Genomic DNA, 26,594 nt, shown 5'->3' with positions numbered 1-26,594 from the left:
CCGAAGAGCACTGTCAGTAATATTTATCTACCCAATGAATATTATTTAATCGATGGCGAACGATAGTAGTTGGATACGCTGGGTCGTCGTTTCGATGCTGGCGGGAATCGTAGGGGAAATCTCGCGGGGGTGATCGGATTCCTGGACGGAGTCGTTCTCGTGTTCGGTTTCGGTGCGATTATGGAAGCCACCCGCACCGGGCAACGCGAGCGCATCGGCGAACTCGAAAAGCGCGTCGAAGAGCTGGGAGACGAACGCGAAGCGGAACGGTCAGTTTCCACTCCGTCGGACGAGAGTGAACGGTAGATGTTCCGTACTCATCACGCTCCTTCTGTCAGTTTCGAGAGCCTCTAAGAGGAGGTATCGTAGGAGTGCGGTCGTGCTCGCCAGATGCCGTAAACGTGGCTGGCACCATCGGCCACGTACACTGCGGAATCGACGACGGTGACCGGAGCAGCTTCCGTTCTCGCCGGCCGTGAGTCATACAGTTCTAGAAAGTTCGAGAACGCGACGAACTGCGGGCGTCGAAAGACGCAACGGTCAAACCGCTGAAGCCCCAAGGCCGCGCATGGACGAACAACCGGGACTCTCCGACCAGTACCGAAAATCCAGTCCGTGGCCGCTGTTCGTCGCGTTCGGTCTCGCGCTGTTCGAGGTCGGTATCGTGATGGCAGAAGTTCTCTTTCCCGTCGCAGTCGGCGGCATGCTGATGTTCGTCGGGAGCGTCGTCGGCATCCTCCGCGAATCGGAGTACATCCGCAACCCGTGGAAGGGACTCGTCGTCTCAGCCGGCGTGGCGTTTCTGGTCGGCGGTGCGATTTGGACGATGACGACCGGGTCGGTCAAACTACGCGGCACTGCCATCCTCGTCGGCGGCGCTGTCCTGCTCGTCGGCGGTATCGCGGGGGCACTCTGGCAACCGCAAGCGATCTGAGCCGAATCACAAACCTATTTGACGCCCTGTTCTCTACGTTCTCGTACTATGGCAGAACGAGTCTTCGACCGAGAAACGATCCTCGACCTCACGGTCAACATCGTCCCACTCGGAATCATGGCGTTCTTCCTCGTCCTCTTCGTCGCCGCTAGACCGTGGACGGGAAGTTTCTTCATCGACGTGATCGGCTGGGGACTGTTGGTGATTCCCTTCGTCTCGCTCGCTTTGTTGACGTACATCGCGGCGATTAAAATCGAGGGTCCGGACGCAACCTAACCGTTTACTCGCGCCAGACACCCCCGGGCGTGTCGTGCGGTATCACCTGTCGTATGCTAACGTTTCTGAACCCCTCCGAGCCGTAACCTAACCTTTCTTTACCCTGTAGTCCCGACGCTCTCGCATGGCAGCTACTGGGCAAATAGCGCTCACCGTCGTTATGGGGGTGTTTCTACTCGCGGTCGCCATGTTCATCGCCCGTATCGAGGACTGGCGGTCTTACACACCCCTCAGCGGAGGGGGCTACGGATACGGAGACCGGACCGGGCAGGCACACGAGGAGAAGCCTGCCGGAATCATTCGCTGGTTGACGACAGTCGACCACAAGGATATCGGGATGCTGTACGGAACGTACGGTATTCTCGCCTTCGCGTGGGGCGGTCTCGCGGTGCTCATCATGCGCACCGAACTCATGGCACCGGAGACCGACATCATCAGCGCGAACTTCTACAACGGCCTACTCACCACGCACGGTATCACCATGCTGTTCCTGTTCGGGACGCCCATCATCGCGGCGTTCTCGAACTACTTCATCCCGTTACTCATCGGGGCGGACGACATGGCGTTCCCGCGCATCAACGCCATCGCCTTCTGGCTCCTTCCGCCAGGCGCACTGCTCATTTGGGCGGGCTTTTTCATCCCCGGTGTCGCCCCGTCCCAGACAAGTTGGACGATGTATACGCCGCTGTCGGCCTGCGGAAGCGGAGCCAGCTGTCAGGCGATGGCGAGCCCCGGCGTCGATATGATGCTCCTCGGCCTGCACCTGACCGGCGTGTCGGCGACGATGGGTGCCATCAACTTCATCGCCACCATCTTCACCGAGCGCGGCGAGGACGTCGGCTGGCCGAACCTCGACATTTTCTCGTGGACCATCCTCACGCAGTCGGGCCTCATCCTGTTCGCGTTCCCGCTGCTCGGCAGCGCGCTCATCATGCTCTTGTTAGACCGCAACTTCGGCACTACCTTCTTCGCCGCCCAAGGCGGCGGGCCGATACTCTGGCAACATCTCTTCTGGTTCTTCGGCCATCCGGAGGTGTACATCCTCGTCCTGCCGCCGATGGGACTCGTCAGCCTCATCCTCCCGCGCTTCACGGGCCGAAAGCTGTTCGGGTTCAAGTTCATCGTCTACTCGACGCTGGCCATCGGCGTGCTCTCCTTTGGCGTCTGGGCCCACCACATGTTCGCCACCGGCATCGACCCGCGCCTCCGAGTGAGTTTCATGGCGGTGTCGATGGCGATCGCCATCCCAAGTGCGGTGAAGGTGTTCAACTGGATAACCACGATGTGGAACGGTCGCCTACGCCTCACCGCGCCGATGCTGTTCTGTCTCGGCTTCGTGCAGAACTTCATCATCGGCGGTGTCACCGGCGTCTTCCTCGCGGCCATCCCGGTCGACCTCGTGCTTCACGACACCTACTACGTCGTCGGTCACTTCCACTACATCGTGATGGGAGCCATCGCCGTCGCCGGCTTCGCGGGCATCTATTACTGGTTCCCCATCTACACCGGCAAGATGTACCAGAAGAAGCTCGCGCACATCCACTTCTGGCTGACCATGATCGGTTCGAATCTGACGTTCTTTGCCATGCTGTTCCTCGGCTACGGCGGCATGCCCCGGCGGTACGCGACCTACCTCCCGCAGTTCGCCACGTGGCATCAGGTCGCAACCCTCGGCGCGTTCATCATGGGTATCGGTCAGCTCATCTTCGTCTGGAACATCGTTCAGTCGTGGCTCGAAGGTCCCCCAGTCAGGAGCGCCGACCCGTGGCACCTCGAAGACGACGGCCTGCGCTCCAAGGAGTGGACGTGGTTCGAGAAGAAGCGTGAGACGGCGCTCGCGGACGGTGGCGAGCAGATCGACTCGGAAGAGTAGACGACTCGGACTCGGCTCGTTTTCGCTACGTCGTCGCGAGGATTATTCCCATCGCGAACATGAGCACGGCGATGCCACCGAGGACGACCAACAGCAGTTCTTTTTCGGACATACGCGACCTAGGCGCGAGTGGATGAAAAGGCTAATCCTTGCCCTATCGTAAGCTTCTCCCGTGCCATCTCGACTCGCAGGTCGAATACTCGTCGTCGGGCTGTACGTCTTCTTGGTCGCGTTCGCGGGGTTCATCGGCGTCCTGCTCGGTGCGTTCGGTCCGGACGACCTCCGACCCGTCGAACTGCTTGGTCTCGTCGAGCTACAGCCGACGCCGGTCGGACTGGCCATCTTCGGGATGGTGACCATCGGCCTGTTCCTCGGCATCCTGCTCTTTCTCGTCGTGTTCGTCGCCGATCGCTACGACGACGCCCACCCCAAGGGCTAAGCCGAGTCCGATGGACGTTCCGATATGTATCACGTCCTCATCGCACTGGACGAAAACGAATCGCGCGCGGTGGCACAGGCCACCGCGGTCGCCGACCTTCCAGAGTCGGCGACCGCGGTACGAGCCACGCTCCTCTACTCGTTCACCGACAACCCCAGCGGTGCGTCCGCCCTGCAGGTCGCGGGCGTCCGACGTGCGCAGGAAACGCTCGAAGACGCGGGCATCGACACGGACTTGGTCGAGACGAGCGGAAACCCGGCGGACATCATCCTCGACGTGGCCGAAGAGCGGGACGTCAACTGCATCTGCGTCGGCGGTCGCAGGCGCTCGCCCGCCGGGAAGGCCCTGTTCGGGAGCGTCGCGCAATCGGTCATCCTGAACGCGGAACGACCGGTGCTCGTCGCGGGCGAAGGCCAACAGTAGAACGGGCGTCGCCAAGAGTGCAATAGGAGGGCTGGGGTGACGCGCCGCGACCGATACGTCCGCTACTGTTGCTCTACGAGCGACCTTCGTTCAGTGGTGGGATGGCGGAACGACGCGGTTCGACCGCCGATGTCCGGGGTAGGGCTACGACTCCAGAGGCGGCGCGTTTTCACTCGAACCGAATCACGGCGACGTCGAGAAAAGGTACAGCGTCCTTCGAAATCCTACGACGCGCTAGTCGCTCTGCACCTTCTGCTGGATGTCCTCGACCACGTCCGGATTTCGTAGCGTCGAGGTATCGCCCAACTCGTCCTCGTTGGCGATGTCTTCCAGTAGTCGACGCATGATTTTCCCGGAGCGCGTCTTCGGCAGTTCGGGCGTGAAGACGACCTCCTCGGGGCGGGCGATGGGACCGATCGAATCCTCGACGCTCGCCACGATGCGGTCGCGCATCTCGTCGTCGCCCTCGTAGCCCTCCTCGGTGATGACGTAGGCGTAGACGGCTTCGCCTTTCACCTCGTGGCGACCGCCGACGACGGCGGCTTCAGCGACGCCCTCGACGCCGACGATGGCGGACTCTATCTCCATCGTGCCGAGGCGGTGACCCGAGACGTTGAGCACGTCGTCCACGCGCCCCAAGACGGTGATGTAGCCGTCGTCGTCCAACTTCGCACCGTCTTCGGGGAAGTACACCCACTCGTCCGCGTCGGGGTTTGAGTACTCCTGCCAGTACTCGCTGATGTAGCGGTCGTCGTTCTTGTAGACCGTCCGGAGCATCCCCGGCCACGGTTTCTGAATCGTGAGGTAGCCCGCACGCCCCGCGCCGACCGCCTCGCCCGCCGTGTCTACCACTTTCGCGTCGATACCGGGGAGCGGCGGGCCAGCAGAGCCGGGTTTCATCGTTCCGATTCCCGGGAGGGTGGTGACCATCATGCCGCCGGTTTCGGTCTGCCACCATGTGTCCACGATAGGACAGGATTCGTCGCCGATGTGCTTGTAGTACCACTTCCACGCTCGCGGGTTGATAGGTTCACCCACGGTTCCGAGCAGGCGGAGCGAGGAGAGGTCGTGCTGTTCGGGGTGCTCGCTCCCCCACTTCATGAACGCGCGAATCGCCGTCGGTGCGGTGTAGAAGATGTCCACACCGTACTCTTCGACGATTTCCCAGAGGCGGTCTTTCTCGGGGTAGTCCGGCGTCCCCTCGTACATCACGCTGGTCGTTCCAAGCGCCAGCGGCCCGTAGACGATGTACGAGTGACCCGTGATCCAGCCGATGTCTGCGGCACACCAGTACGTGTCGTCGGGTTTTACGTCGAGCACCGCCTGCGAGGTCCACGTCACGTAGGAGAGGTACCCCGCGGTGGTGTGTTTGACGCCTTTTGGCTCGCCGGTCGTGCCCGAGGTGTACATTAAAAAGAGCATATCCTCGGCGTCGCGTTCGACCGGGTCGACCTCCGCACCGTCCTGTTCGGCGACGAGGTCGGCGTAGTCTTGCTCGCCGTTCTCCATCGGGTGGTCGTACTCGTCGCCCAGTCGGTCGACGACCACGACGCCCTCCACGTCGTGGTCGACCTGCGAGAGACCCTCGTCGGCTTTCTCCTTGTGCTGGAGCGGGTCGCCGCGCCGGTAGTAGCCGTCGCAGGTGACGAGGTACTCCGAGGCGGCCGCGTTCATCCGAGTCGCCAACGCGTCCGCCGAAAACCCGGCGAAGACGACGCTGTGTGGAGCGCCGATTCGTGCGCACGCCAGCATGGCGATGGGTAGCTCCGGCACCATCGGCATGTACATCGTCACCACGTCGTCCTCGCCGACGCCCAACTCGTGCAAGGACGCCGCGAACTCGTTTACCTCGCGGTGGAGTTCCTCGTAGGTATAGGTTTGCGTCTCGCCGAGTTCGCCAACCCACTCGATGGCGGTTTCGTCGCCGCGCTCGTCCAAGTGGCGGTCGAGGCAGTTGTGCGAGGCGTTGAGCGATCCGCCCGTGAACCACTCGTAAAACGGTGCGTCGTCGTCGTCCAGCACGGTGTCGTACTCCTCGTACCAGTCGAGCAAGTCCGCCGCCTGCTCCCAGCACTCCGGCCAGTTCTCCTCGAACTCCTCGTAGATTCCCTCGTCGGAGACGTTCGCCTGCTCGACGAACGATTCCGGCGGCTCGAACGATTCCGCCTCTTCGAGCCGAGCTTCGAGTTCCACGGTATCGTCTGGCATATCCACATTAGAATGCTTTCAGCAGAGCCATAAAGATTTGCGCTATCACGTGAACGTGCTTGAAACTGACCGCCGTCGCCGGTACCGACGGCGATTATCCGTCCTCCGCTTCCGACCGTTCGACGGTCTCGACGCGACTGCGAAGCCACGACACCGCCGCCGAGAGTTCCGACCGGTTCGTGGCGGTGACTCTCAAGCGGCCGGGGTCGTCGTCTCGGCCCGGGTGACTCCCGACCGACACGTCGAATCGTTCGCGGACGCCGGAGAGAACGTCGCCGAGCGCACCCTCCGGGATCGGTGTGTACAACGTTTCGGCGACGACATCGCCGACGAACTCGTCGGAAACGAGCGCGAACATCGCCTTCATCTCGCGGGGGATTCCTGGGAGGACGTAGACGTCGTCGACGACACAGCCCGGGGCCCACCCGGCGTCAGTGACGAGCGGGCGACCATCTTCCGGAAGCGCGCTCGCGGCGTCGAAATCGAAGTCGAAGTCGTACTCGTCGGTCAGATCCGGGTTCTCCTCGGCGAACCGCCGCGCCTTCTCGCGGAGGCGACGCCGCACGTCTTCGTCCACCACGAGCTCCCGGTCGAGCGCGTTCGCCACCGCCGCCATCGTCACGTCGTCCGGGGTTCCGCCGAGACCGCCCGTCACCACGACCGCGTCGAACGCCGTGCACCACTCGCGGACGAACTCGGCGATGACGGTCTCATCGTCCGGGACGGTTAGGATCCGTCGCACCGACCCACCGTGCTCCCCGATTTCGGCGGCTAACCACGACGCATTGGTGTTCACCGTGTCTCCGGCGAGGATTTCGTCGCCGACCGTGAGAAGTGCGACCTCCATGGTTATCTCCAGAGAGCCCCCCTCGCCGCATAAATCTCCGTGAGCGTCATCCAGTTGAGAGAATCGCGGTCGTCCGGCTCAGGCCAGTCCGATCTTCTCCTGATACGAACCGTGCTCCGCCTCGAACACCTGCATTATCTCGCCCATCGTCGCGTACGCTTTCACCGCGTCCACGATGGCGGGCATGACGTTCTCGCCGTTCTCGACGGCGTCGCGCAGGTCGTCGAGGGCGGCGTCGACCGCGTCGTCGTCGCGTTCGTCTTTGACCTCCGCCAACCGCGCGAGCTGTCGCTCTTGGGTCTCCTCGTCCACCTGAAGGATGTCGGGTCGCGTGTCCTCTTCTATCTCGTACTCGTTGACGCCGACGACGACCTCCTCGCCCTCCTCGACGCGCTCCTGGTACTCGTAGGAGGCTTCCTGAATCTCGCGGTGGAAGTAGCCCCGGTCGATGCCTTCGAGGACGCCGTCTCGCACCGAGCCGTCGCCCATCTCCTTTATCTCCTCGATGTACGCCATCGCCTTCTCCTCGACCTCGTCGGTGAGCGATTCAACGGCGAAACTCCCACCCAAGGGGTCGATGATGTCCGCTGCGCCGCTCTCCTCCGCGATTATCTGCTGGGTGCGCAAGGCGACGCGAACCGCCTCCTCGCCCGGGAGTGCAAGGGCTTCGTCGAAGCTGTTGGTGTGGAGACTCTGCGTGCCGCCGAGGACGCCCGCCAGCGCCTGAATCGTCACACGAACGATGTTGTTGAGCGGCTGTTGGGCGGTGAGCGACTGTCCGGCGGTCTGCGTGTGGAACTTGAGCTGCTTCGATTTCGGGTCGTTCGCGTCGTACCACTCGTCCATCACGGTGGCGTAGATTCGCCGCGCCGCGCGGAACTTCGCCACTTCTTCGAACAGCGAGTTGTGCGAGTTGAAGAAGAAGGAGAGCTGCGGCGCGAACTCGTCCACGTCCAGCCCGCGCTCCGTCGCGTCCTCGACGTAGGCGAAACCGTCCGCGAGCGTGAACGCGAGTTCCTGCACCGCAGTCGAACCGGCCTCGCGGATGTGGTAGCCCGAGATCGAGATGGGTTTGATGTTCGGCGTTTCCTCGATGGCGAACTCGACCGTGTCGGTAACGACATCCAGCGACGGCTCCGGCGGGACAACCCACTCTTTCTGCGCGATGAACTCCTTCAGCATGTCGTTCTGGAAGGTTCCGCGAAGTTTCTCACGTGGGACGCCGCGACTGTCGGCCAGCGCGACGTACATGGCGAAGATGACTGGCGCGCTCGGGTTGATAGTGAAGCTTGTCGAGACCTCGTCCAAGTCGATGCCCTCAAAGAGAATCTCCATGTCGCGCAGGGTGTCCACCGCGACGCCCTCCTTGCCGACCTCGCCGTCCGAGAGCGGGTCGTCCGAATCCTTGCCCATCAGGCTCGGCATGTCGAAGGCCGTCGAGAGGCCGGTCTGCCCGTTCTCGATGAGGTAGTGGAATCGCTCGTTCGTCTCCTCGGCCGTGCCGAAGCCGGCGAACTGGCGCATCGTCCACGTCCGCCCGCGGTACATCGTCGGGTAGACCCCGCGCGTGTAGGGCTCCTCGCCGGGGAATCCGAGGTCGTCCCCGTAGTCGAAATCCGCCACGTCGTCCGGGTCGTAGATGCGGTCTACCTCTAGGTTCGAGACGGTCGCGAAGCGGTCTTTTCGCTCGCCGAACCGCTCCAGCACGGGCGAGAGGGTGTCGTCTTCCCACTCCTCTCTGGCCTGCTGAATCTCCCGCAGGTCATCCTCGTCGTACATGTTCGTAATTTCTGCCGGGGAATCCATTAAGGATTCGGTGGAAGATTTCGAGGTTGAATCGCGTTTCGACTCGAATTCGCGGCGTTCGCCACCACAAGAGATTTACTCGGGACGACGGAGTTCGAGAACGATGACCGCAGACTCGAAATTTTTCGTCGTCTTCTGCTACGCGTCGCTCGCCCTCGGCGTCGTCACCGGACTCAACGGGATTCGAATCCTCGTCGAACTTCTCTTCTGGTCGTCCGCCCCGACCGGCGCGTACGCCGTCGCGTTGATAGCGAACTTCGGAGTGGCTATCCTCGCGCTCGGCGTCGGGCTGATGGTTCGGCACACGCTGAGCAATCCGTACACCTACGGCGGCAGTGCCGAAGTTCGTGGAAAGTGGAAGTGGTGGTAGAGACGGTGGTAGCGGTTCGCCCCGTCGGTCGAACAGGTACCCCAGCGCCGTCAGTAGTGGCCAAGGACGCCGTTCCGGCGGGCGCGGCGTTGTGCCCGGTCGAAAAAGAGGTATCTGAGAGCGACGTATCCCACTGCCGTCAGGAGTAAGATCGCGAGACTCTCCGCCGGGAACTCCAAGAGACGGACGCCGTCTGACATCGTGCGTCGCGTCGGGCACCGACCCGTCGACCGTGAGTCGGTACGCCCGCGTGCGGAACAACTACGATGAGGTTCTTGACGCGGACGACGGTTTCGCGCGCGCTCGTCGTCTCGTCGGTGGTTTTCGAACTCGGTCGACTGAGTTCAGCGTGCAAGGTCGTACCAGTCGTGTAAGGAGTATAATGGTTTCCGGAATCGACGTTCAGTCTGGAGATTGATACGAAAACGTTGTGAGACGAAGATGTAAATCGTCGGACGTGGCAGGCGACGATTCCGTTTCACTCTCACCTTCCGAGGCGTTCGCGCTGTTCGGCGACGAGACGCGCCGACGCTGACGCTCGAGAGAATCTAACCGTGGTAAACGATCGAGTAGCTACTGCAACCGCTTCGTCGTCTCCACGAGCGGGTGGCGGGCGTAATCGACCACTTGGATGTCGTCGATGGTCTCCAGTCCTTCCTTGCGCGCCGTCTCGGCCATTCCGAGTTCGACCCGGTGGTCAGTGACGATGACGTAGGCGTCCATTTCCCCGATATCGAGTCTGTCGGCGGCTTTCGCCCGGTGGTGCCCGTCCGCCAGCAGGAGCGTCCGTCCGTTCTCGATGACGACGAGGGGTTCCGCCAGCCCGCGCTCCATCTCGTACACGCGACCCTCCAGTTCGTCGGCGTAGACCTTCGACTGCGTCGGCACGAGGTCGTCGAGGCGCACCTTCCGCCGCTTCTGGGACACCTCGGTGTCGTGGATTGATTCGAGGGTGCGCATCAGCTTCCCAACCTTCTCGGGCGTGACGCGCTCTATCTGACTGCGGATGACGTCCGTGTTGCTGATGATGCCGACGAGATTGCCCGCGTCGTCCACCACGGGAAGCTTCTGGATGCCCGACCGGAGGATGACGCGCGCCGCGTCGTTCACGTCGAGGTCGGGATGGGCGACGATGAGTTCCTGGCTCATCACCTTGAATATCGGCTCCCGGTCGTCCGCCAGCAGCAGGTCGCGCGCACTCACAAACCCCTCGACGCGCCGCCCGTCGCACACCGGGAATCCATTGTGTCCGTCGCTCTCTGCGATGCGCCGGGCGACCTCTTCGACGGTCGCGTCGGGAGAGACGGTCGCCACGTCGCGGGTCATGTACTCTTTGACCTTCGGTTTGATACCCTCCGTTCCGCCGTCGGAGAGGGTTCGAACGTCGGGTGACGTGCGGCGACGGTCTTCCTCCTCGGCCTCGTCCATGCAGGTATGCACGCGCTATCGGACAAAAAACTTCCCGACCGCTACTCGTCGCTTTCCGCGAGTTTGATGTCGAAGGAGGCGACCCGTTCGCGGCCGGAGCCGTACTCGTCGACGTCGGGGCGGGAACGAACCGTCTCGAAGAAGCGGTCGATGACAATCTCGCTGACGATGGTGGTGAGCGATACCTCCTCTTCCTCCTCGACCTCGCCGAGCAGGCCGAGCGGAATCTGCGCGCCGGCCATGTCGGCATGCCCGCCCGCACTGCCGATCTGTCCGAAGGCGGCCCGCATGGTCTCGCCGAGGTCGATGTCGGTGCCGCGGGCGCGCGCGGAGATGTACACGACTCCGTCCGTGAATCCGAAGACGAGCGTGACATTGACGCCCTCCATGTCGAGCAGGCGGTCCGCGGCCTGCGCCAAGGCGTCGCGGTCGGAGAGCGAGCCGACGCAACTCGCCAGCACCGTACCGTCGAGCTCTCGATTCCGAATCGCGCGGGCGATGGTTTCGAACGTTTCGGGGCTGATGGACGGGCTCTCGACGCGCTCCAAGATGTCGGTGTCGGCGTGGGGGAGCAGGAACGCCGCCGCCTCGAAATCGGCCTCGGACACCTCGCGCGTGAAGTTCTTCGTGTCGACGCGGATGCCGTACAGCAAACCGGTTGCGACCCGCTCGTCGGGGTCGCCTCCGAGGTGTTCGAGGTGGTCGGCGAGCAGGGAACTCGTCGCGCCGACGCCGCTGCGGAGGTCTACGAACCCCGCCTCGACCGGATGGTTCGGCGGGTGGTGGTCGATGACCATGTCGACCGGCGTGTCTTCGGGTAGTTGGTCGTTGACGCTCGGACTGGAGTGATCGACGAGCGCGATGCCGGCGAACTCCGAGAGGTCGTCGTCGGGGTCGAGATTGCGGAGGGTCAGATCGAGGAGGTTGACGAACGCCCGGTTCTCCTGATGGGAGATGGCCCCGTAGTAGCACGTCTCGGCCTCGGTGCCGACCGCCTCCGCGATCTCTGCCAGTGCGACCGCGCTGGCGATGGCGTCAGGGTCAGGATTGTCGTGCATGAAGATGCCGAGTTTCCCGTCGATATCGCGGAGCACGCGCTGAAGTTCGTGAGTTCTGAACGCCGCGTCCTCGCTGGTCATCGACAGCAGGCGCTCGACGATGGCCTCGCCGGGGTCAATCAGTTTGTCGGCGAGGTCGGCTAGTTCGTCGCGCGCCTCGAGGGACGGCCGGTCGCCCGTGTAAGCGACGAGATAGGCGTTCGGGTACTCCTGTCGAAGTGCTCTCGCCGCCCGTCGGTTCCGTTCAGGGTCGTCTCCCGCGACGAACGCCACGTCCACGAGCGGGCGCTCGGCGATGACGTCGGGGTCGGTGGGGTCGCCGCGGGTCGCCGAGACGCCTTCGGTGCGGAGCGTTTCGACGCGGCTCTCGCTATCGTCCACGACGACGATGTTTCCGGGGCGTTCCGCCACCGCCTCGACGATTGCATGCCCGACGGAACCACAGCCGAGCATGAGCCGCGAAACCATTCTACCACCGATTGCTGTCCGGAGACCTAAAACCTGTTGGGGATCCTTCTACGCGCGATTTCGAGCGCGCGCCGGGTCGAATCCGAAAACGAGTGCGGCGGTGGAAACGGTACCGAGCATCGTCGGGGGTCGGTTGGAAAACCGTGCGGTCGGGGAGAGTGAGATACGTCGATCGCTGCCGCTCGCAGTCAGACGCTAAAAAATCGACGTTGAAGCGAACGACGCTTCGTGCGGTCGTCTCAGGCGAACAGCGTCGCGGCGGCGTTGATGGCCGTGTCGGCCACCAGGCCAAACGCCGGAAGCAGGAGCACCGTCGCAACAGCAGCGACGAGCACCGCGACGTAGAGGCCGGTGGGCGTGCTCCGGATGTTGAACTCGCCCGTCGGCTCCTCTATCCACATCGCCTTGACGACGCGGCTGTAGTAGTACAGCGACAGCGCGCTGTTGATGGCACCGACGGCGGCGAGCCACCAGAAGCCGGCCCGCACCGCGCCGGCGAACAGGACGTACTTGCTGAAGAAGCCCGCAAACGGCGGGAGTCCCGCGAGGCTGAACATGAACGCGGTCATGGCGACGCACGCCATCGGCGCTCTCGTCGCCAGTCCGTTGTAGTCCTCGAACGTCCGACCGACGTCCCAGTACTCGACCAGCGCGATGAACAGGAACGCACCCGTGTTCATGAAGCCGTAGACGAGCAGGTGCATCATCGCGCCGCCCATGACGAAGTCGTTCGTCGCACCGCCGTCGACGGTGAGGGCGGCCAGTCCGATGAGCGCGTAGCCCGCGTGTCCGATGGAGGAGTACGCGAGCATGCGCTTGACCGTGTCCTGGGTCGCGGCGGCGAAGTTGCCGAGCGTCATCGTGACGACGGCGAGGATCTGGAACGCCAGCACCCAGTCCAAAGTGCTCGCCACATCGGCGATTGGGAACGCGGTGGTGAACACGCGGAACGCGACGGCGAATCCGGCGGCCTTCGAGGCCGACGAGAGGAACGCCGAGATGGGCGCGGGTGCGCCCTCGTACGCCTCGGGTGCCCAGAAGTGGAACGGGACGCTCGCGGTCTTGAACGCGAAGCCGCCGAGCACCATCAGCACGCCGACGCCGAGCACGCTCGCGAGGTCGGCCCCGCCGAGGTTGGCCGCGACCAGATCCAACTGCAGGTGGCCGGTGACGGCGTAGACGAGGCTGATTCCGTAGGCGAAGATGGCCGACGAGAGCGCGCCGATGAGGAAGTACTTGAGTCCCGCCTCGACGCTCCCGCGGTTCTTCTTCAGGAAGGCGACCAGCGCGAACGACGGGAGACTCGACAGCTCAATGCTGACGAACACCGTGGCGAGGCTGTTCGCGCTCGCCATCAGCGTCATCCCCGTCGCCGCGAATATTACCAGCGTGTAGTACTCCGCCTGATAGGCGTGGCCTTTCAGGTAGTCGTAGCTCGCCACGCACACCAGCGCGGTGACGCTGGCGAAGATGAGCGCGAAGAAGAGGCTCATCGTATCCACGACCAGCGCGCCGTCGTACAGCGAAATCGGGTTCTCGCCCGTTCCGGCGACGATGAACCACGCCGCGAGACCGCCGGCGACGAGCGCCCCAGCGGTCGAGATGCCCGCGAGGAGCGGGCGGTTCGTCGAGTCGGGTCGGATGCTGTCCACGACCAACAGCAGGAGCGCCGTTAGTCCGAGGACGATGGCGGGAGCCATCGCGGACCACGTCGGCCATCCGAGCGCTTGTGCCATCAGTGACCACCTCCCGCGATGAGGTCCATCTCACCCACGGCGTCCTGGATCATCGTGTAGAAGATGTCCGGCTGGACGCCGAGCAGGATGACGAGCAGAATGAGCACCACGAGGGGTGCCACGTCGTGGAACGCGGCGCGACCGACCTCGTAGTCCGTTTCGAGGTCGAACGAACCGAACAGGGTGCGCTGCATGGCGAAGAGCAGGTAGCCCGCGACGATGACGATACCGAACATCGCCGCAGCCGTGAACAGCGCGAGACCGTGGGTTCCCAGCGCGGTGCCGGCGAGCACGGTTGATTCGAACGCGCCGACGAAGATGAAGAACTCCGCCGCGAACCCGGCCATCAGGGGGAGCCCCATGTAGCCGAACGCGCCCGCCACGAACACCGCGACCGTGATGGGCATCTTGTTCGCAAGCCCGGACATGTCGGAGACCATCCGAGTGTGGGTCGTGTTGTAGATGACGCCGACCGCCATGAACATCAGACCCGAGATGAGACCGTGCGCGATCATCTGGAACGTCGCGCCGCCGATACCGTACATCGTGAACGCGACGAGTCCGAGGATGACGTACCCCATCGACGACACCGAGGAGTACGCGACGATGCGTTTGAGGTCGGACTGCGCCAGCGCGAGCATCGCGCCGTAGATGACGCTCACGACCGCCACGACGGCGATGAGGAGTGCGTAATCCTTCGCCACGCCGGGGAGCATCGTGAAGTTGAACCGCAAGAGTGCGTACGTCCCCATCTTCAGCAGGACGCCCGCCAGCATGATGGACACCGGCGTCGGTGCCTCGACGTGGGCGTCCGGCAGCCACGTGTGGAACGGGACGATAGGCACCTTCACGCCGAATCCGGCGAACATGGCGAAGAACGCGACGACCTTCAGGGTGTTCGCGTCCACCGCGCCGAGTCCGCCGAGCTGGCCGTCGTTCAACGCCAGTGCGATGGCGGGTAGATCCAGCGTGTTCACCGAGTCGCCCAGTCCGAAGACGAGGGCGATGAAGCCGATGAACATCACCAGCGAGGCGACGTTCGTGTAGACGAAGAACTTGATCGCCGCGTACTTGCGGCGCGGTCCGCCCCAGACGCCGATGAGGAAGTACATCGGTACCAGCACCATCTCCCAGAAGACGAACCAGACGAAGAAGTCAAGCGCCGAGAAGACGCCGAGGAGGCTCGTCTCCATGAACAACATCAAGCCGTAGAATTGGCTCTGGCGCGTGTCGATCGGTGTCCACGCCGCCAAGATTGCGAGGGGCGTGAGCACCGTCGTGAGTACCAGAAGCGGCATGCTGATGCCGTCCAGGCCGACGTGCCAGTTTAAGGTGTACGGGCCGAGTGCGACCCATTGGAACGTTTCTTCGAAGGCGAGGGTGCCACCCAAGAGGGCGTTTCCGCTCGCACCCGTCTCTTCGAAGACGCTGTACATCCAGAGGCTCCCGCCGAGCGGGAGCAGACTCAGCACGAACGCCAGCTTTCCTGCGACCTTGTCGGGCGCGAGGAACACCGCGAACGCGCTGAGCAGTGAAACCGCGATGAGTGCTTCAATCATCATCTAGAACCAACCTCCCGTGAAGCCGATGACGAGGAGCAGGACGACGAAGCCGAGCGCCAGCATGAGCGCGTAGTTCGTCACGATACCGCTCTGAATCCGTTTCACGCGGTTACCGCCGAACAGGCTCACGCTGGAGACGCCGTTGACGACGCCGTCGATGACGCCCGCGTCGAACTTGTCCGCCGCTCGCGCGAGCGGGAGCGTGAGGCCGCTCGCGAGCCAGACCTGATACTCGTCCTGGTAGTAGTTGTTGAACAGGAGCGTCTTCGCGCCGCCCAGCTTGTCGGTGTGCTCGACGGGCTCGGGGACGTTGTAGAGCGTCCACGCGAGTCCCGCGCCCGCGAGGGCAAGGGCGAGCGACATCGCGCCGGGGATCAGCGGCGAGATTTGTCCTGGTTCGCCGTAGGCGCCCGCGACGAGTTCCTCGTAGTGGTGCGCGCCGGTCGCCTCGACCGGGCCGTTGAGCCACGTGTGGAGGTACTCGATGTGCGCCCCCGTCAGTTCGGCGACCGGCGTCATGTTGACGAGACCGGCCGTCGCCGCGAGGACGCCGAGCACGACGAGCGGGAACTTGACGTTCCAGCCGACGCCGTGCGGGTCGCGCGCCGTGTCGGTGCGCGGCTCGCCGTGGAAGGTCAGGAAGACCATCCGGAAGGTGTAGAAGCCGGTGAAGAACACCGCGAGCAGTCCCATCGCGTAGGCGGCGAGCAGAATCGGGTTCCCCATCCCGTGGATGAGCGCCTCGTAGAGCACCTCGTCTTTCGACCAGAAGCCGGCGAACGGAACAATGCCCGCGAGCGCGAGCGACCCGGAGAGGAACGTCCAGTAGGTGACCGGCATCTTCTCCTTGAGACCGCCCATGTCCCACATATCCTCGTTGTGATGCATGGCGATGATAACCGACCCCGCTCCGAGGAACAGGAGCGCCTTGAAGAAGGCGTGGGTCATCAGGTGGAAGGTCGCCGCGACGTAGCCGCCGGCGCCCAGTCCGAGCATCATGTAGCCGTACTGAGAAATGGTGGAATACGCGAGCACCTGCTTTATCTCCCGCTTGACGACGCCCATCGTCGCCGCGAACAGCGCGGTGAAACCGCCGATGAACGCGATGATGGCGAGCACCTGCGGGAGCAGGGCGTAGAAGCCGTACATCCGCGCGACGAGGTAGACGCCCGCCGCGACCATCGTCGCCGCGTGGATGAGCGCGGAGACAGGCGTCGGGCCTTCCATCGCGTCCGGCAGCCACGTGTGAAGCGGGAACTGCGCGGATTTGCCGACCACGCCGCCCAACACGAGCAGGCCGACGACGGAGAACCACGCCTGCGGCCCGAGGCCGAAGAAGGTGGTCACGTCGCCGGCGCCGCCTTCGCCGAGCGCCTGCTCGGCCGCATGCACGAACGAGTGGTCGCCCGCGAACTGCGCCGTGCCGAACGTGGCGAACACTGCCACCACGCCGATGAGGAAGAAGTAGTCACCGAAGCGGGTGACGAGGAACGCCTTCTTCGCGGCGCTCGCAGGCCCGGGGTTGCGGAACCAAAACCCGATGAGCAGGTACGAACACAGGCCCACCAGTTCGAAGAACATGAACGCCATCAGCAGGTTGTCCGAGAAGACGAACGCGAGCATGCTGAAGGTGAACAGGCCGAGACCGGCGTAGTAGCGCGGCAGGCCGGTCTCGCCCTCGTCGTTCATGTAGCCCAGGCTGAAGATGTGGACGAGGAACGCGACCAGCGAGACGATGACGAGCATCATCGCCGACAGCGGGTCGAGGAAGATGCCGAAGTGCAGGTTGAAGGTTTCGTGACCCGTGACCCACACGATGTTCTGATGGTAGCTCTGTCCGCCGGCCACCGTGAGCATCACCCACAGCGACAGGAGGAGTGAGCCGCCCGTGGCGGCGATGCCCGGCAGCGCGCCGCCCTTCGGAAGCATTTTGCGGGCGAACTCGCCGCCGAACAGCGCAATCAGGAACGATACGAACGGCAGGAGTGCGATAACCGGAGCCAGTTCGAATGCTGTTGCCGCCATCTTACCACCTCATAGTCGTCGCTTGGGTCACGTCCACGTCGTTGAAGTTGCGATACAACACGAGGATGATGCCGATACCCACCGCGACCTCCGCGGCGGCCAGCGCCAGCGTGAACAGGCTGAACGTCTGGCCGGTCAGGTTACCGTGGTAGTGGGAGAACGCGACGAGGTTGATGTTCGCGGCGTTCAGCATCAGCTCGACGCTGATGAGGAACATCAGCGCGTTCCGCCGGGTGAGGATACCGAACAGCCCCGTGCAGAACACGGCCGCCGAAAGCAGGAGGTAGTATTGGACTGGTACTGCCGCCATTACTCGTCGTCACCTCCCTCCTCTCTTCCACCGTCGGTTCGAATCGACTCCGTGATGCCGACGTCCTCGCGGCGGGCGAGCATCACCGCCGCCGCCAGCGCCGCGACGAGGACGAGGTCGATTATCTCGAACACGATGAGGAAACCCTCGCTCTGAACGATGTTCTCCCCTCCGACGTTGAAGATGTTGAACATCGCGTAGCCGATACTCGCCGTGATGTTGGCTCCGTTCGGGAAGCCTTGCGGCGCGCCGAACGACGCGCCGAGGAACACCACGGCGAGGACGACGAACAGCACGAGCGCGACGATGCCGGGAAGCATCTTCGCCGGGTCGCGCATCCGTGGCCGCGACGTCATGCGTTGGTCACCTCCTCTGTACTTGTTCGACGTGTGAGCATGACGGCGAACGTTATCAGGATGAGAACCCCGCCCACGTAGACGAGGATCTGCATCGCCGCAACGAACTCCGCCTGCAACATGACGTAGTGCACCGCGAAGCTCAGCAACGAAACGCCGAGCAGCAGCGCGGCATGCCACACGTCCCGCACCAGGACAGCGCTCAGGCTACTCGCCACGGTGATGGCGGCGAACAGTCCGAACGCGATCATCTCATATGCCATTTCAGTCACCTTATGGTTTGGAGAAACGCCCTTTTAACATTTCGAGACGGGCGTGTTCACTGATAGTCGACTGCTCCCTCGCCCTCTCCGATCCACGCGCCTCTGTCCGGCTCGCGGGATTCGAGCGGGTCGATGTCTTTGTACCACGGGACGTTCTTCAACTGTTCTTTATTGTAGACGAGGTCGTCTTTCGTATCGCCCGTGAACTCGAAGTTCTGCGTCAGGAGGATCGCGTCGACGGGACAGACCTCCTCGCAGAGTCGGCAGTAGATGCACTGGCCGACGTGGAGGTTGTACTGCTCGCCGTTTCGTTGCTCGTCCATCACGATCTGGATGGTGTCATTCGGACAGACGTTCTCGCACTGGCGACACCAGATGCAGCGCTCCTGACTGAACTTGTGGATGCCGCGGAAGCGCGGGCTCACTTCGGGTGCCACGTCCGGATACTCCACCGTGAACGTCGACCCGTCCAATGCGTGTTTCATCGTCGTTGCCATTCCTTTGAGTAGTCCGATCATAGCATCACCCCTACGATGATGGCCGTGAGAACCAAGTTCGCGAACGAAAGCACGAGCATGCCCTTCCAGCCGATCTCGATGAGTTGGTCGATACGGACGCGCGGAATCGCCGAGCGCGCCCACTGCGTGAACAGGAACACCGCCCATATCTTGACGGTGAACCAGACGAAGCCGATGGAACCCGACGCCGGGCCGTCCGGACCGCCGAGGAAGACGGTGGCGATGATGGCTCCGCCGAGGAAGATGTGCAGGAACTCGCCGAGGTAGAACAACACGAAGTACACGCTGGAGTACTCCGTCTGATACCCGGCGACGATCTCCGTCGGTGCTTCCGGAATGTCGAACGGGTTGCGTCCGACCTCCGCGAGGTTCGCCACCATGAACAGCACGAACGCGAACGGATTCACGAACGCGTACCACGCGGGAATGCTGACTCCGGCGATGGACACCAGCGTCTGTTGCTGCTGTGCGACGATCTGGCTCGTCTGGAGCGACCCCGCGAAGATGACGACGGACGCCGCCGTTATGATGAGCGGAATCTCGTATGCGATGTTCTGTGCCACTGCGCGGAGCGCGCCGAGAAGCGAGTATTTGTTGTTTGATGCGTAGCCACCCATCGTCAGTCCGAGGGTGGCGATGGACGCCACGGCGAACACGTACGCCAACCCAGTCTCGGGGTCGGCGAGCTGCATGTTGATGCCGAAGAGGTACCCCATCGGGATGACCGCGAAGCCGAGGAGCGCCGACCCCGCCATCACGACCGGCGCGAGGTCGAAGGCGGGACGGTCCGCGCCCTCCGGGATGATGAGCTCTTTCGACAGTAGCCGCACTGCGTCCGCGACGATGATGAGCAGGCCGAACGGTCCGACCCGGTTGACCGCGATACGGTCGGTGAACGCCGCGGTGATCTTCCGCTTCGCCCACGGTCCCGCGAACGCCGTCATCGTCAGCATGACGGTGCCGACGATGGCCGCCGCGATGAGCGCCGAGAGCAGCTCTATCGGCGCGCTGGGGTTCTGGCCGCCCAGCGCGCGGGCGATCTGCTCGGGGAGGAGCACCGGACTGTCGCCCTGAAGCGGGACGAAGTTCATCGGTCTACCTCCCCGAGGATAACGTCGAGACTGCCGAGCGTGGCGACGAGGTCGGGAATGTACTCCCCTCTGGACATCTCGCCGAGCGCCGAGAGGTTACAGAAACACGGGCTGCGAATCTTGAACCGTCCCGGCTTGTCCGTCCCGTCGCTCCGGATGTAGATGCCGAGTTCACCCTTCGCGGCTTCGACCGCGCGGTACACTTCGGTGTCAGCGTCCGGCTTGAGCGTCCGGGGAACGTTCGACTGAATCTCGCGGTCGTCTTCCGGCCAGTCTTCGAGCAGTTCGAGACACTGCTCGATTATCTTCGCCGACTCCTCGACCTCGCGCATCCGGACGAGGAAGCGCGAGTAGTTGTCGCAGCCATCCTCGGTGACGACTTCCCAGTCGAGTTGGTCGTAGTAGCCGTAGGGGTCGTCGCGGCGCAGGTCGTAGTCGATGCCCGATCCGCGGGCGACCGGCCCCGTCGCGCCGTACTGCTTCGCGGTCTCTGGTTCGAGGATACCCGTGTCGATGGTTCGAATCTGGAAGATCTCGTTGCTCGTGACGAGGTCGTGGTACTCGTCGAGCGCCTCCGGAAGCCCGTCGAGGAAATCCCGGGTCTTCTCGAAGAACTCCTCGCGCGGCTCCGGAATGTCCCAGACGACGCCGCCGAGGCGGAAGTAGTTGAACATCATGCGCTGCCCCGTGAGATCTTCCAAGATGTTCTGGACGATTTCCCGGTCGCGCATCGCGTACATGAAGATGGCAGTGAAGTCGCCGTAGATGTCGAGCGCGAACGTCCCGACCGCGAGCATGTGCGCCGCGATGCGGCACAGTTCCGCGCTCATCGTCCGGATGACCTGCGCGTACTCCGGCACGTCGAGATCGTTCAAATCCTCGGCCACGCGCGCGTACGCCCACTCGTTGAGCAGGCCCGCCGACGCGTAGTCCCAACGGTCGGGGTACGGCATAATCTGGTGTCGGTACGTCCCGTTCTGGGCCATTTGCTCCTCGCAGCGGTGGAGGTAGCCGATGTCCGGGTCGACGTCGGCGACCTGCTCGCCGTCGAGGGTCGTCTTGAGGTGGAGCACCCCGTGGGTGGCCGGGTGGTGCGGCCCGATGTTGAGGAACATCGTATCCGATTCCTCGTCGTGATGGTCACCTTGAATCGGATTCTGATGCTCGTTGAACGAGACGATCTGGGGTCTATCTTGGTCGTAGTTTCGGGAAAGCGGGTGGCCCTGCCACGTCTCGGGAAGGAGGATGCGCCGCAGGTCGGAGTGTCCGTCGTACTCGATGCCGACGAGGTCGTACGCCTCTCGCTCCTGCCAGTTCGCGGTGCGGTAGACGGGTTCCGCCGTCTGGCTCTTCGGTGCATCGCGGGGCGTCGGCACGACGACGCTTACTTCCTGCGTCGGGTCGGCGAACTTCTTCAGGTGGTAGATGCTCTCGTAGCGATCCTCGTAGTCCTGTGCGGTCACCATCGAGAGGTGGTCGAATCCGGCCTCGTCGCGCAGGGTGGTGAGCACGTCCTGCACCTCGTCGGGCCGAATCACGATCCCCGGCGCGTTCAGGTGTTCCTCGCGCCCGACGACGTGGTCGCCGAGCAACTCCGCGAGTTCGTCGCCGTCGACGCTCTCGACCGCCGGGGGTGCTTCTTCCTGCGAACTCATGGTGAATCAGCCCAGTTGTAGCGCATGACGAGGGAGTCCTCGTCGATCTGGTCGGCGAGCGATTCGACCAATTCGTCGCGTTCGAGGTCGCTGAACTGCTCCAGTTCGTACGGCTTCACGACGACCGGACTGCTCTCGCCGTTGGCGATGCGCTCTTGCAGTTTCACGACGCCGTAGACGAGCGCCTCGGGGCGCGGCGGGCATCCGGGGACGTGGATGTCGATGGGGATGACCTCTTCCGCGCCCTTGATGACGTTGTACCCTTCCTGAAACGGTCCGCCGCTGATGGCGCACGACCCCATGTTCACGACGAACTTGGGTTCGGGCATCTGGTCGTAGACGCGCTTCATCCGAGGCGCGAACTTCGAGACGATGGTGCCCGGCACGATCATTACATCGGCCTGTCGCGGCGAGGCGCGCGGCACACCGGAGCCGAAGCGGTCTAAGTCGTGTTTGACGGCGTAGGTGTGCATCATCTCGATGCTACAGCAGGCGATGCCGAACTGGAGCATGAACATCGACGATCCCCGCACCCAGTTCATGAACTTGTCGAACTTCGTGAGGATGAACGGCGACGCGCCGAACGCTTCCCGAAGTTTCGAGTTGAAACGGTTGTCGGCGTCTCCTTTTCGTGCCTCACGGGTCTTCGTCTGCGGGACTGTGCTACCCTGTATAAACTCCCGTGGTTCGTTGCTCATTGTTCAGCGCTCCGTTGTGTTCCGCGGGGGCTGCGAACCCACCGCACCGCACCGTTACGCCAGGCCCACGCGAGCCCGACGACGAGAACGGCGATGAAGACCAACATCGGGACGAGTATCGTCGCCAGGTCGACACCGCTTTCGATGGCGTTTCGATAGATGACGGTCCAAGGGAAGATGAGAACCGTCTCGATGTCGAAAATGACGAACAGCAGCGCAACCATGTAGTACTGGATGTTGAAACGGATGCGCGTCGTCCCCGTTGGAACCTCACCGCTCTCGTAGGTGGCGGATTTGCCTTGTTCTGGTACGCTCGGCCTGAGGAGGCTCGAAATCGCCATCATACTCAACGGGATGGCGATCCCCACCAGCGCCAGCGCGCCAATAGCTACCCATGGATTCATACCGGTATTCTCCTAGCAGGCGGTGTTTTGTGAGCGCACCCCTATAAGCGTTGATTCTTGCGATTTAGGCCGGTCAGCGGCTCTTCCGTCCGTCTCGTGGCAACTGACGCTTTCTTTTCCGTAACGGAACATTTCCCGTGGCGAACGGAATGGCCGTCACGGCGGAGGAGAAAGAAGATAGATAGTTTACGACCGGTCTCGGAACGCCGGAGTCCCCGATTCGTGTAAATTTCTGGAGACTTCTCCGACGCTCTCTTGCAGTTCGTCGTGGTACGTGACCAATCGTTTCCGAAGTTCGTCGTGCTCGCGGGCGAGAATCTGCACCGCGGAGAGTGCTGCGTTGAACGACTTGCCGGCATCCACGGCGACGATGGGCGCACCCGTCGGCATCCCGATGACCGACGAGACGGACTTCTCCTGCACCGGAACGCCGACGACCGGAAGCGGGTAGGCGAGCGAGGCGGTCATGTTCGGCAGATCGGCGGACTTGCCGCCCGCCCCGGCGATGATAACGTCCAACCCTCGGGCTTCCGCCGTCTTCGCGTAGGCGTACATCAGTTCGGGGGTGCGGTGGGCGGAGACGACGTAGGTCTCGAAGCTGAACCGCGATTCCGGCGGGTCGTCGTAGTCGGTCACTTCCTTGAAGCCGAGTTCCGTGAGGGCGTCGTACGCCCCCGACATCACGTCGAGGTCGGAGTCGCTCCCCATGACGATTCCCACTTCCGGCGTCGCTTCGGGAGCGCGACCGCGCTCCGCTTCGGCTTCGAACTGTTCGACGAGGTTCGTTACTGATTCTACGGTAGTCATCGGAACGTGAGTGAGTCGGTGAGCGAACGCGCTTCGGCCAGCAGATCGCTGACGGACGATTCGGGACCGGACGGGTCGTCGGTGGACGATTCCTCCGCGGCCGACCTTCCGGTCGGCGATTCGCGCACGCGCGAATCGCCGACGAGCGTGACGTGCCCCATCTTCCGGAGGGGTCGCACCTCGCGTTTGCCGTACCAGTGGAAGGACGCGCCGTGCGCGGCGAGAACCGTTTCGAATCCAGAGAGGTCGGCCGGTCGAGTCTCCGCCACGTCGCCGAGCACGTTCGACATCGCGACGGGACACCGGAGGTCGGTCGCGCCGAGCGGATAGCCGAGGACGCCGCGAACGTGCTGCTCGAACTGCGAGGTCAGCGCCCCCTCGATGGTGTAGTGGCCGGAGTTGTGGGGGCGCGGCGCGATTTCGTTCACCGAGATAGCGCCGTCCTCGCGTTCGAAGAGTTCGATGCCGTACGCACCGCGTCCGGACAGCGCCGAGAGCACGTCGCGCGCGACCGCCTCGGCACGCTCTCGCACCTGTTCGGGTGCGCGCGCGGGAACGACCGTTTCGCGGAGGATCTCTTCTTCGTGGACGTTCTCGCCGACGGGGAAGGTCGCCACCTCATCGTTGCCCTTGACGGCGATGACCGAGAGTTCGCGCTCGAAGGGGACGAACTCCTCGACCATCAGTTCGCCCGACATCTCCGCAAGCAAGTCGTCCACCTCGTCCGGCGACTGGACAGGGAGGTTTCCGCGACCGTCGTAGCCGCCTCGGCGGGCTTTCAGCATCATCGGGTAGCCGAACGCCTCGCCCGAGTCGAGCAGGTCGTCGCGGTCTTCGACGGCGCGGAAGTCGGGCACCGGAACCCCTCGCTCCCGAAGCGCGCGCTTCTGGACGAGTTTGTCCTGGATGGTTCGGAGCGTGTCGGGGTCGGGGTGAACCGGTACGTCGTACTGCTCGCCGACCGCGTCGAGCAGGTCGGGGTCGGCGAGTTCGATCTCGAACGTCAGCGCGTCGGCGCGGTCGGCGAGTTCGCGGATCGCGTCCGGATCGTCGAAGTCGCCCACGATCTGGTCGCGGACGACCGGCGACGCCGGGCAGTCGGGCGTCGGGTCGACGACGATCAGTTCGACGCCGAGCGGAGCGGCCGCCTCCGCCAGCATCCGACCGAGTTGTCCGCCGCCGACGACACCCAGCGTTGGCGGTGAAGCCGTAACCATGTCGTCCGCTGGTTATCGCTGTGGGTGCATAAGATTTGCCAACTTCAGCGAAGAATATGCACGATTATGCGGTCGAGTTCGCCTCGCGGAGCGCGCTCTGCTTGACGTATATCGTCGTTTCGCTCCCATGCAGCGTGAGTTCGTGGTCGTAGGCCACGTACCCGTTCAGATACTGATCGATATCGGGTTTCTTCTCCGTCCTGGTGATGACGACCGGCGGTCGTCGATTCCGGAGTATTTCGTTTTTCATCGTACTGTCGACGCTCGCGTTCGACAACTCGGTGTACCACGGCAACGGTAAGCGATTGTACCAACTGTTCGCGGCGGGCCAGCGGTCGTTGTCGCTCTCGTCCGGGACGTAGAAGATGTAATCGCTCTGTTCGTTGATGTACCCGTAGTAGAGCACGTCCGTTCCGTTCTCGTTGGCCCTCGACACGGCCTGCATCTTCTCCAGCGTCGGGGCGATTCCGTCCGCCGGTTGGCCGTACTGCACGATGTGGTTATCCTGCTGGCCGCCGAACGGACCGGGAACGTGCCGGTCTTGCGGGTGGAGATACACGAAACTCACCGCCGGAAATGCGACCTGCGCGACGACGAGCAGGGCGACGAGCGCGGCGGCGGCGGTGCCCGTATCGTCGCCGTCCTCGTACGCCTCTCGACCCCACCGGTAGAGGAGTGCCACGCCGACCGCCGCCGGGATGGCGAGCGGGGCGACGACGTGGGCGGTGACCCATCCTGCTTGGATATCCGTGACGAGGGGATAGCCGAGGACGCCGACCGCACCCCAGTAGAACGCGAACGAAACGAGGTCGCGGGGGCGTTCGTCCACGTATCTGGCCGCGAGGAATCCGATCACCGCGAAGACGACGAGCGGAAGCGCACCCTGTTCAAGCACGTCCACGAAGTGCTCGAAATAGGGAAGATACGAGTGGTCTTGGCTCGTGACCCACTGGTCGGTGAGCTCGTTCCACGACCCGACCGTCGCTTCCCACACCACCGCGCCGAACATCGCGGGGTCTCCGAACGCTTTCCACAGTCCCGGCCCCTCGACGCCGCGCGCTCGGGGCGCGTAGAAGTAGACGATAATGGCGAAGAACTCGACCACCGCGAGCGCGAGGTGCGGGGCGAACCGCAGCAGCCATCGACTCGTCCGCGTCGCGTGCTCGACGAACACGCCAGTCCATCCTCGGTCGTGATTGCGGGCGAGGAACAGTCGGTGGTCGAGCAACAACGCGCCCGCGCCGAGCCACGAGAGGACGTAGAGGAGAACATTCTCCTTCGTCGTGAACCCGAGCGCCAACATCGCCGTTCCCGCGTAGAGATATCGAGCCTTCCCCGTCGCGCGTGCACGAAGGAAAAATCCGAGGGCGAACAGCATGAACGCCGCGAGGAGCACGTCGTTTCGCATGAACCGCGAGTAGTAGAGGAGGATGGGGTTCGCGGCGAGAAAGAGCGCGAGCGCGATCATCTCGGAGTCGAGGAGGTGGTCGCGGTAGAGCCACGCCGCGAGCGGGAGCAATCCGGTGACGAGCGCGACGGGCAGCCGAGCCACGAAATCGCTCGCGCCGAACAGCTGGAAGAGGACGCTGTTCACCTGCGGGAAGAACGGTCCGTGGATGACGGCGTGATACTCCCAGATTCCCGTCTTCTGATAGCGGAGTATCCAGTAGCCGACGCGGGCCTCGTCCCAGTGGGCGACCCGGTTTCCGAGGCGGAAGAGCCGGAGCGCCAGCGCGAGCGCCGAGACGGCGAGGAGGGTGACGAGAGTCCGGTTGGAAGATATCCACCCGGAGGACGGTCGGTCGTCTGAACTCATCGTTTT

At 63.4% G+C, this 26,594-nt stretch carries 27 protein-coding genes; 7 read left to right on the top strand and 20 right to left on the bottom strand.

Going from position 1 to position 26,594, the window contains the following annotated elements:
- Positions 1 to 69: 69 nt before the first annotated feature.
- The 6 genes from LIW51_RS04750 to LIW51_RS04725 all read left to right on the top strand — a co-directional run bounded on the left by LIW51_RS04750 (position 70) and on the right by LIW51_RS04725 (position 3,945).
- A complete protein-coding gene (locus LIW51_RS04750; protein WP_227376073.1) occupies positions 70 to 306 on the top strand; it encodes a hypothetical protein in 237 nt (78 codons plus the stop codon).
- Positions 307 to 568: 262 nt separating this feature from the next.
- Positions 569 to 934 (top strand): DUF7541 family protein, encoded by a 366-nt coding sequence (locus tag LIW51_RS04745; RefSeq protein ID WP_227376072.1) that lies wholly within the window; start codon positions 569 to 571, stop codon positions 932 to 934.
- Positions 935 to 982: 48 nt separating this feature from the next.
- Positions 983 to 1,210, top strand: coding sequence for a DUF6684 family protein (locus LIW51_RS04740; protein ID WP_227376071.1), 228 nt, complete (start codon positions 983 to 985; stop codon positions 1,208 to 1,210).
- A 160-nt stretch (positions 1,211 to 1,370) separates the two neighbouring features.
- Positions 1,371 to 3,083, top strand: coding sequence for a cytochrome c oxidase subunit I (ctaD, locus tag LIW51_RS04735; protein ID WP_368411770.1), 1,713 nt, complete (start codon positions 1,371 to 1,373; stop codon positions 3,081 to 3,083).
- A 172-nt stretch (positions 3,084 to 3,255) separates the two neighbouring features.
- Entirely contained in the window at positions 3,256 to 3,522 is a 267-nt protein-coding gene (locus LIW51_RS04730) for a DUF7520 family protein (RefSeq protein ID WP_227376069.1), read from the top strand.
- A gap of 24 nt (positions 3,523 to 3,546) precedes the next feature.
- Positions 3,547 to 3,945 (top strand): universal stress protein, encoded by a 399-nt coding sequence (locus LIW51_RS04725; RefSeq protein ID WP_227376068.1) that lies wholly within the window; start codon positions 3,547 to 3,549, stop codon positions 3,943 to 3,945.
- 234 nt (positions 3,946 to 4,179) lie between these two features.
- Here LIW51_RS04725 and acs read toward each other — a convergent pair whose 3' ends face one another.
- The 3 genes from acs to LIW51_RS04710 all read right to left on the bottom strand — a co-directional run bounded on the left by acs (position 4,180) and on the right by LIW51_RS04710 (position 8,779).
- Entirely contained in the window at positions 4,180 to 6,153 is a 1,974-nt protein-coding gene (acs, locus tag LIW51_RS04720) for an acetate--CoA ligase (protein ID WP_227376067.1), read from the bottom strand.
- 94 nt (positions 6,154 to 6,247) lie between these two features.
- The gene (locus LIW51_RS04715; protein WP_227376066.1) at positions 6,248 to 7,000 is read right to left on the bottom strand and encodes a competence/damage-inducible protein A; all 753 of its coding nucleotides are present in this window, start codon (positions 6,998 to 7,000) and stop codon (positions 6,248 to 6,250) included.
- Between the two features lie 78 nt (positions 7,001 to 7,078).
- Complete coding sequence (locus LIW51_RS04710) at positions 7,079 to 8,779, bottom strand: methylmalonyl-CoA mutase family protein (RefSeq protein WP_227376065.1); 1,701 nt, start codon at positions 8,777 to 8,779, stop codon at positions 7,079 to 7,081.
- Positions 8,780 to 8,909: 130 nt separating this feature from the next.
- On the opposite strand from LIW51_RS04710, the gene LIW51_RS04705 reads away from it, so the two are divergent.
- Positions 8,910 to 9,176 (top strand): hypothetical protein, encoded by a 267-nt coding sequence (locus LIW51_RS04705; protein WP_227376064.1) that lies wholly within the window; start codon positions 8,910 to 8,912, stop codon positions 9,174 to 9,176.
- 50 nt (positions 9,177 to 9,226) lie between these two features.
- Here LIW51_RS04705 and LIW51_RS04700 read toward each other — a convergent pair whose 3' ends face one another.
- The 17 genes from LIW51_RS04700 to LIW51_RS04620 all read right to left on the bottom strand — a co-directional run bounded on the left by LIW51_RS04700 (position 9,227) and on the right by LIW51_RS04620 (position 26,588).
- A complete protein-coding gene (locus tag LIW51_RS04700; protein ID WP_227376063.1) occupies positions 9,227 to 9,376 on the bottom strand; it encodes a hypothetical protein in 150 nt (49 codons plus the stop codon).
- A gap of 373 nt (positions 9,377 to 9,749) precedes the next feature.
- Positions 9,750 to 10,502, bottom strand: coding sequence for a CBS pair associated ParBc domain-containing protein (locus LIW51_RS04695; RefSeq protein ID WP_227376741.1), 753 nt, complete (start codon positions 10,500 to 10,502; stop codon positions 9,750 to 9,752).
- A gap of 143 nt (positions 10,503 to 10,645) precedes the next feature.
- Positions 10,646 to 12,130, bottom strand: a complete 1,485-nt coding sequence (locus LIW51_RS04690) for a DHH family phosphoesterase (protein ID WP_227376062.1) — start codon at positions 12,128 to 12,130, stop codon at positions 10,646 to 10,648.
- 239 nt (positions 12,131 to 12,369) lie between these two features.
- Complete coding sequence (locus LIW51_RS04685; protein ID WP_227376061.1) at positions 12,370 to 13,866, bottom strand: NADH-quinone oxidoreductase subunit N; 1,497 nt, start codon at positions 13,864 to 13,866, stop codon at positions 12,370 to 12,372.
- Positions 13,866 to 15,428, bottom strand: coding sequence for a complex I subunit 4 family protein (locus LIW51_RS04680; RefSeq protein WP_227376060.1), 1,563 nt, complete (start codon positions 15,426 to 15,428; stop codon positions 13,866 to 13,868). The genes LIW51_RS04685 and LIW51_RS04680 overlap by 1 nt, the downstream gene beginning before the upstream one ends.
- Positions 15,429 to 17,453: an NADH-quinone oxidoreductase subunit L gene (gene nuoL, locus LIW51_RS04675; protein ID WP_227376059.1), complete on the bottom strand. Its 2,025-nt coding sequence runs from the start codon at positions 17,451 to 17,453 to the stop codon at positions 15,429 to 15,431. It lies immediately after the preceding gene.
- Position 17,454: 1 nt separating this feature from the next.
- Positions 17,455 to 17,763, bottom strand: a complete 309-nt coding sequence (nuoK, locus tag LIW51_RS04670) for an NADH-quinone oxidoreductase subunit NuoK (protein WP_227376058.1) — start codon at positions 17,761 to 17,763, stop codon at positions 17,455 to 17,457.
- Entirely contained in the window at positions 17,763 to 18,119 is a 357-nt protein-coding gene (locus LIW51_RS04665; protein ID WP_227376057.1) for a proton-conducting membrane transporter, read from the bottom strand. Before LIW51_RS04665 ends, nuoK begins: the two co-directional genes overlap by 1 nt.
- Complete coding sequence (locus LIW51_RS04660) at positions 18,116 to 18,382, bottom strand: NADH-quinone oxidoreductase subunit J (protein WP_227376740.1); 267 nt, start codon at positions 18,380 to 18,382, stop codon at positions 18,116 to 18,118. The genes LIW51_RS04665 and LIW51_RS04660 overlap by 4 nt, the downstream gene beginning before the upstream one ends.
- 56 nt (positions 18,383 to 18,438) lie before the next feature.
- Complete coding sequence (locus LIW51_RS04655; RefSeq protein ID WP_227376056.1) at positions 18,439 to 18,900, bottom strand: NuoI/complex I 23 kDa subunit family protein; 462 nt, start codon at positions 18,898 to 18,900, stop codon at positions 18,439 to 18,441.
- Positions 18,897 to 19,991, bottom strand: coding sequence for a complex I subunit 1/NuoH family protein (locus LIW51_RS04650; protein WP_227376055.1), 1,095 nt, complete (start codon positions 19,989 to 19,991; stop codon positions 18,897 to 18,899). Before LIW51_RS04650 ends, LIW51_RS04655 begins: the two co-directional genes overlap by 4 nt.
- The gene (locus tag LIW51_RS04645) at positions 19,988 to 21,646 is read right to left on the bottom strand and encodes an NADH-quinone oxidoreductase subunit D (RefSeq protein ID WP_227376054.1); all 1,659 of its coding nucleotides are present in this window, start codon (positions 21,644 to 21,646) and stop codon (positions 19,988 to 19,990) included. The genes LIW51_RS04650 and LIW51_RS04645 overlap by 4 nt, the downstream gene beginning before the upstream one ends.
- Entirely contained in the window at positions 21,643 to 22,344 is a 702-nt protein-coding gene (locus LIW51_RS04640; protein WP_227355144.1) for an NADH-quinone oxidoreductase subunit B, read from the bottom strand. Before LIW51_RS04640 ends, LIW51_RS04645 begins: the two co-directional genes overlap by 4 nt.
- Positions 22,341 to 22,748 (bottom strand): NADH-quinone oxidoreductase subunit A, encoded by a 408-nt coding sequence (locus tag LIW51_RS04635; RefSeq protein WP_227376053.1) that lies wholly within the window; start codon positions 22,746 to 22,748, stop codon positions 22,341 to 22,343. Before LIW51_RS04635 ends, LIW51_RS04640 begins: the two co-directional genes overlap by 4 nt.
- A 186-nt stretch (positions 22,749 to 22,934) precedes the next feature.
- Positions 22,935 to 23,555, bottom strand: a complete 621-nt coding sequence (purE, locus tag LIW51_RS04630) for a 5-(carboxyamino)imidazole ribonucleotide mutase (protein ID WP_227376052.1) — start codon at positions 23,553 to 23,555, stop codon at positions 22,935 to 22,937.
- The gene (locus LIW51_RS04625; RefSeq protein WP_227376051.1) at positions 23,552 to 24,772 is read right to left on the bottom strand and encodes a 5-(carboxyamino)imidazole ribonucleotide synthase; all 1,221 of its coding nucleotides are present in this window, start codon (positions 24,770 to 24,772) and stop codon (positions 23,552 to 23,554) included. The genes purE and LIW51_RS04625 overlap by 4 nt, the downstream gene beginning before the upstream one ends.
- 64 nt (positions 24,773 to 24,836) lie before the next feature.
- Complete coding sequence (locus tag LIW51_RS04620; protein ID WP_227376050.1) at positions 24,837 to 26,588, bottom strand: flippase activity-associated protein Agl23; 1,752 nt, start codon at positions 26,586 to 26,588, stop codon at positions 24,837 to 24,839.
- Between the last annotated feature and the right edge of the window lie 6 nt (positions 26,589 to 26,594).

It is taken from the genome of Haladaptatus halobius, assembly GCF_020618475.1.
GTDB classification, from domain to species: Archaea; Halobacteriota; Halobacteria; order Halobacteriales; family Haladaptataceae; genus Haladaptatus; species Haladaptatus halobius.
The sequence above is the reverse complement of the archived record's forward strand: the minus strand, read 5'-3'. Positions and strand labels throughout refer to the sequence as shown.

Bases quoted from the DNA above. Each gene is read 5' to 3' on its own strand.
- purE (WP_227376052.1), bottom strand. From the start codon at position 23,555: ATGACTACCGTAGAATCAGTAACGAACCTCGTCGAACAGTTCGAAGCC.
- LIW51_RS04625 (WP_227376051.1), bottom strand. From the start codon at position 24,772: ATGGTTACGGCTTCACCGCCAACGCTGGGTGTCGTCGGCGGCGGACAA.
- LIW51_RS04640 (WP_227355144.1), bottom strand. From the start codon at position 22,344: ATGAGCAACGAACCACGGGAGTTTATACAGGGTAGCACAGTCCCGCAG.
- acs (WP_227376067.1), bottom strand. From the start codon at position 6,153: ATGCCAGACGATACCGTGGAACTCGAAGCTCGGCTCGAAGAGGCGGAA.
- LIW51_RS04660 (WP_227376740.1), bottom strand. From the start codon at position 18,382: ATGGCATATGAGATGATCGCGTTCGGACTGTTCGCCGCCATCACCGTG.
- LIW51_RS04680 (WP_227376060.1), bottom strand. From the start codon at position 15,428: ATGATGATTGAAGCACTCATCGCGGTTTCACTGCTCAGCGCGTTCGCG.
- LIW51_RS04655 (WP_227376056.1), bottom strand. From the start codon at position 18,900: ATGATCGGACTACTCAAAGGAATGGCAACGACGATGAAACACGCATTG.
- LIW51_RS04710 (WP_227376065.1), bottom strand. From the start codon at position 8,779: ATGTACGACGAGGATGACCTGCGGGAGATTCAGCAGGCCAGAGAGGAG.
- LIW51_RS04705 (WP_227376064.1), top strand. From the start codon at position 8,910: ATGACCGCAGACTCGAAATTTTTCGTCGTCTTCTGCTACGCGTCGCTC.
- LIW51_RS04665 (WP_227376057.1), bottom strand. From the start codon at position 18,119: ATGACGTCGCGGCCACGGATGCGCGACCCGGCGAAGATGCTTCCCGGC.
- LIW51_RS04740 (WP_227376071.1), top strand. From the start codon at position 983: ATGGCAGAACGAGTCTTCGACCGAGAAACGATCCTCGACCTCACGGTC.
- LIW51_RS04745 (WP_227376072.1), top strand. From the start codon at position 569: ATGGACGAACAACCGGGACTCTCCGACCAGTACCGAAAATCCAGTCCG.
- LIW51_RS04635 (WP_227376053.1), bottom strand. From the start codon at position 22,748: ATGAATCCATGGGTAGCTATTGGCGCGCTGGCGCTGGTGGGGATCGCC.
- LIW51_RS04650 (WP_227376055.1), bottom strand. From the start codon at position 19,991: ATGAACTTCGTCCCGCTTCAGGGCGACAGTCCGGTGCTCCTCCCCGAG.
- ctaD (WP_368411770.1), top strand. From the start codon at position 1,371: ATGGGGGTGTTTCTACTCGCGGTCGCCATGTTCATCGCCCGTATCGAG.
- LIW51_RS04695 (WP_227376741.1), bottom strand. From the start codon at position 10,502: ATGACCCGCGACGTGGCGACCGTCTCTCCCGACGCGACCGTCGAAGAG.
- LIW51_RS04725 (WP_227376068.1), top strand. From the start codon at position 3,547: ATGTATCACGTCCTCATCGCACTGGACGAAAACGAATCGCGCGCGGTG.
- LIW51_RS04715 (WP_227376066.1), bottom strand. From the start codon at position 7,000: ATGGAGGTCGCACTTCTCACGGTCGGCGACGAAATCCTCGCCGGAGAC.
- LIW51_RS04700 (WP_227376063.1), bottom strand. From the start codon at position 9,376: ATGTCAGACGGCGTCCGTCTCTTGGAGTTCCCGGCGGAGAGTCTCGCG.
- nuoK (WP_227376058.1), bottom strand. From the start codon at position 17,763: ATGGCGGCAGTACCAGTCCAATACTACCTCCTGCTTTCGGCGGCCGTG.
- nuoL (WP_227376059.1), bottom strand. From the start codon at position 17,453: ATGGCGGCAACAGCATTCGAACTGGCTCCGGTTATCGCACTCCTGCCG.
- LIW51_RS04645 (WP_227376054.1), bottom strand. From the start codon at position 21,646: ATGAGTTCGCAGGAAGAAGCACCCCCGGCGGTCGAGAGCGTCGACGGC.
- LIW51_RS04690 (WP_227376062.1), bottom strand. From the start codon at position 12,130: ATGGTTTCGCGGCTCATGCTCGGCTGTGGTTCCGTCGGGCATGCAATC.
- LIW51_RS04685 (WP_227376061.1), bottom strand. From the start codon at position 13,866: ATGGCACAAGCGCTCGGATGGCCGACGTGGTCCGCGATGGCTCCCGCC.
- LIW51_RS04620 (WP_227376050.1), bottom strand. From the start codon at position 26,588: ATGAGTTCAGACGACCGACCGTCCTCCGGGTGGATATCTTCCAACCGG.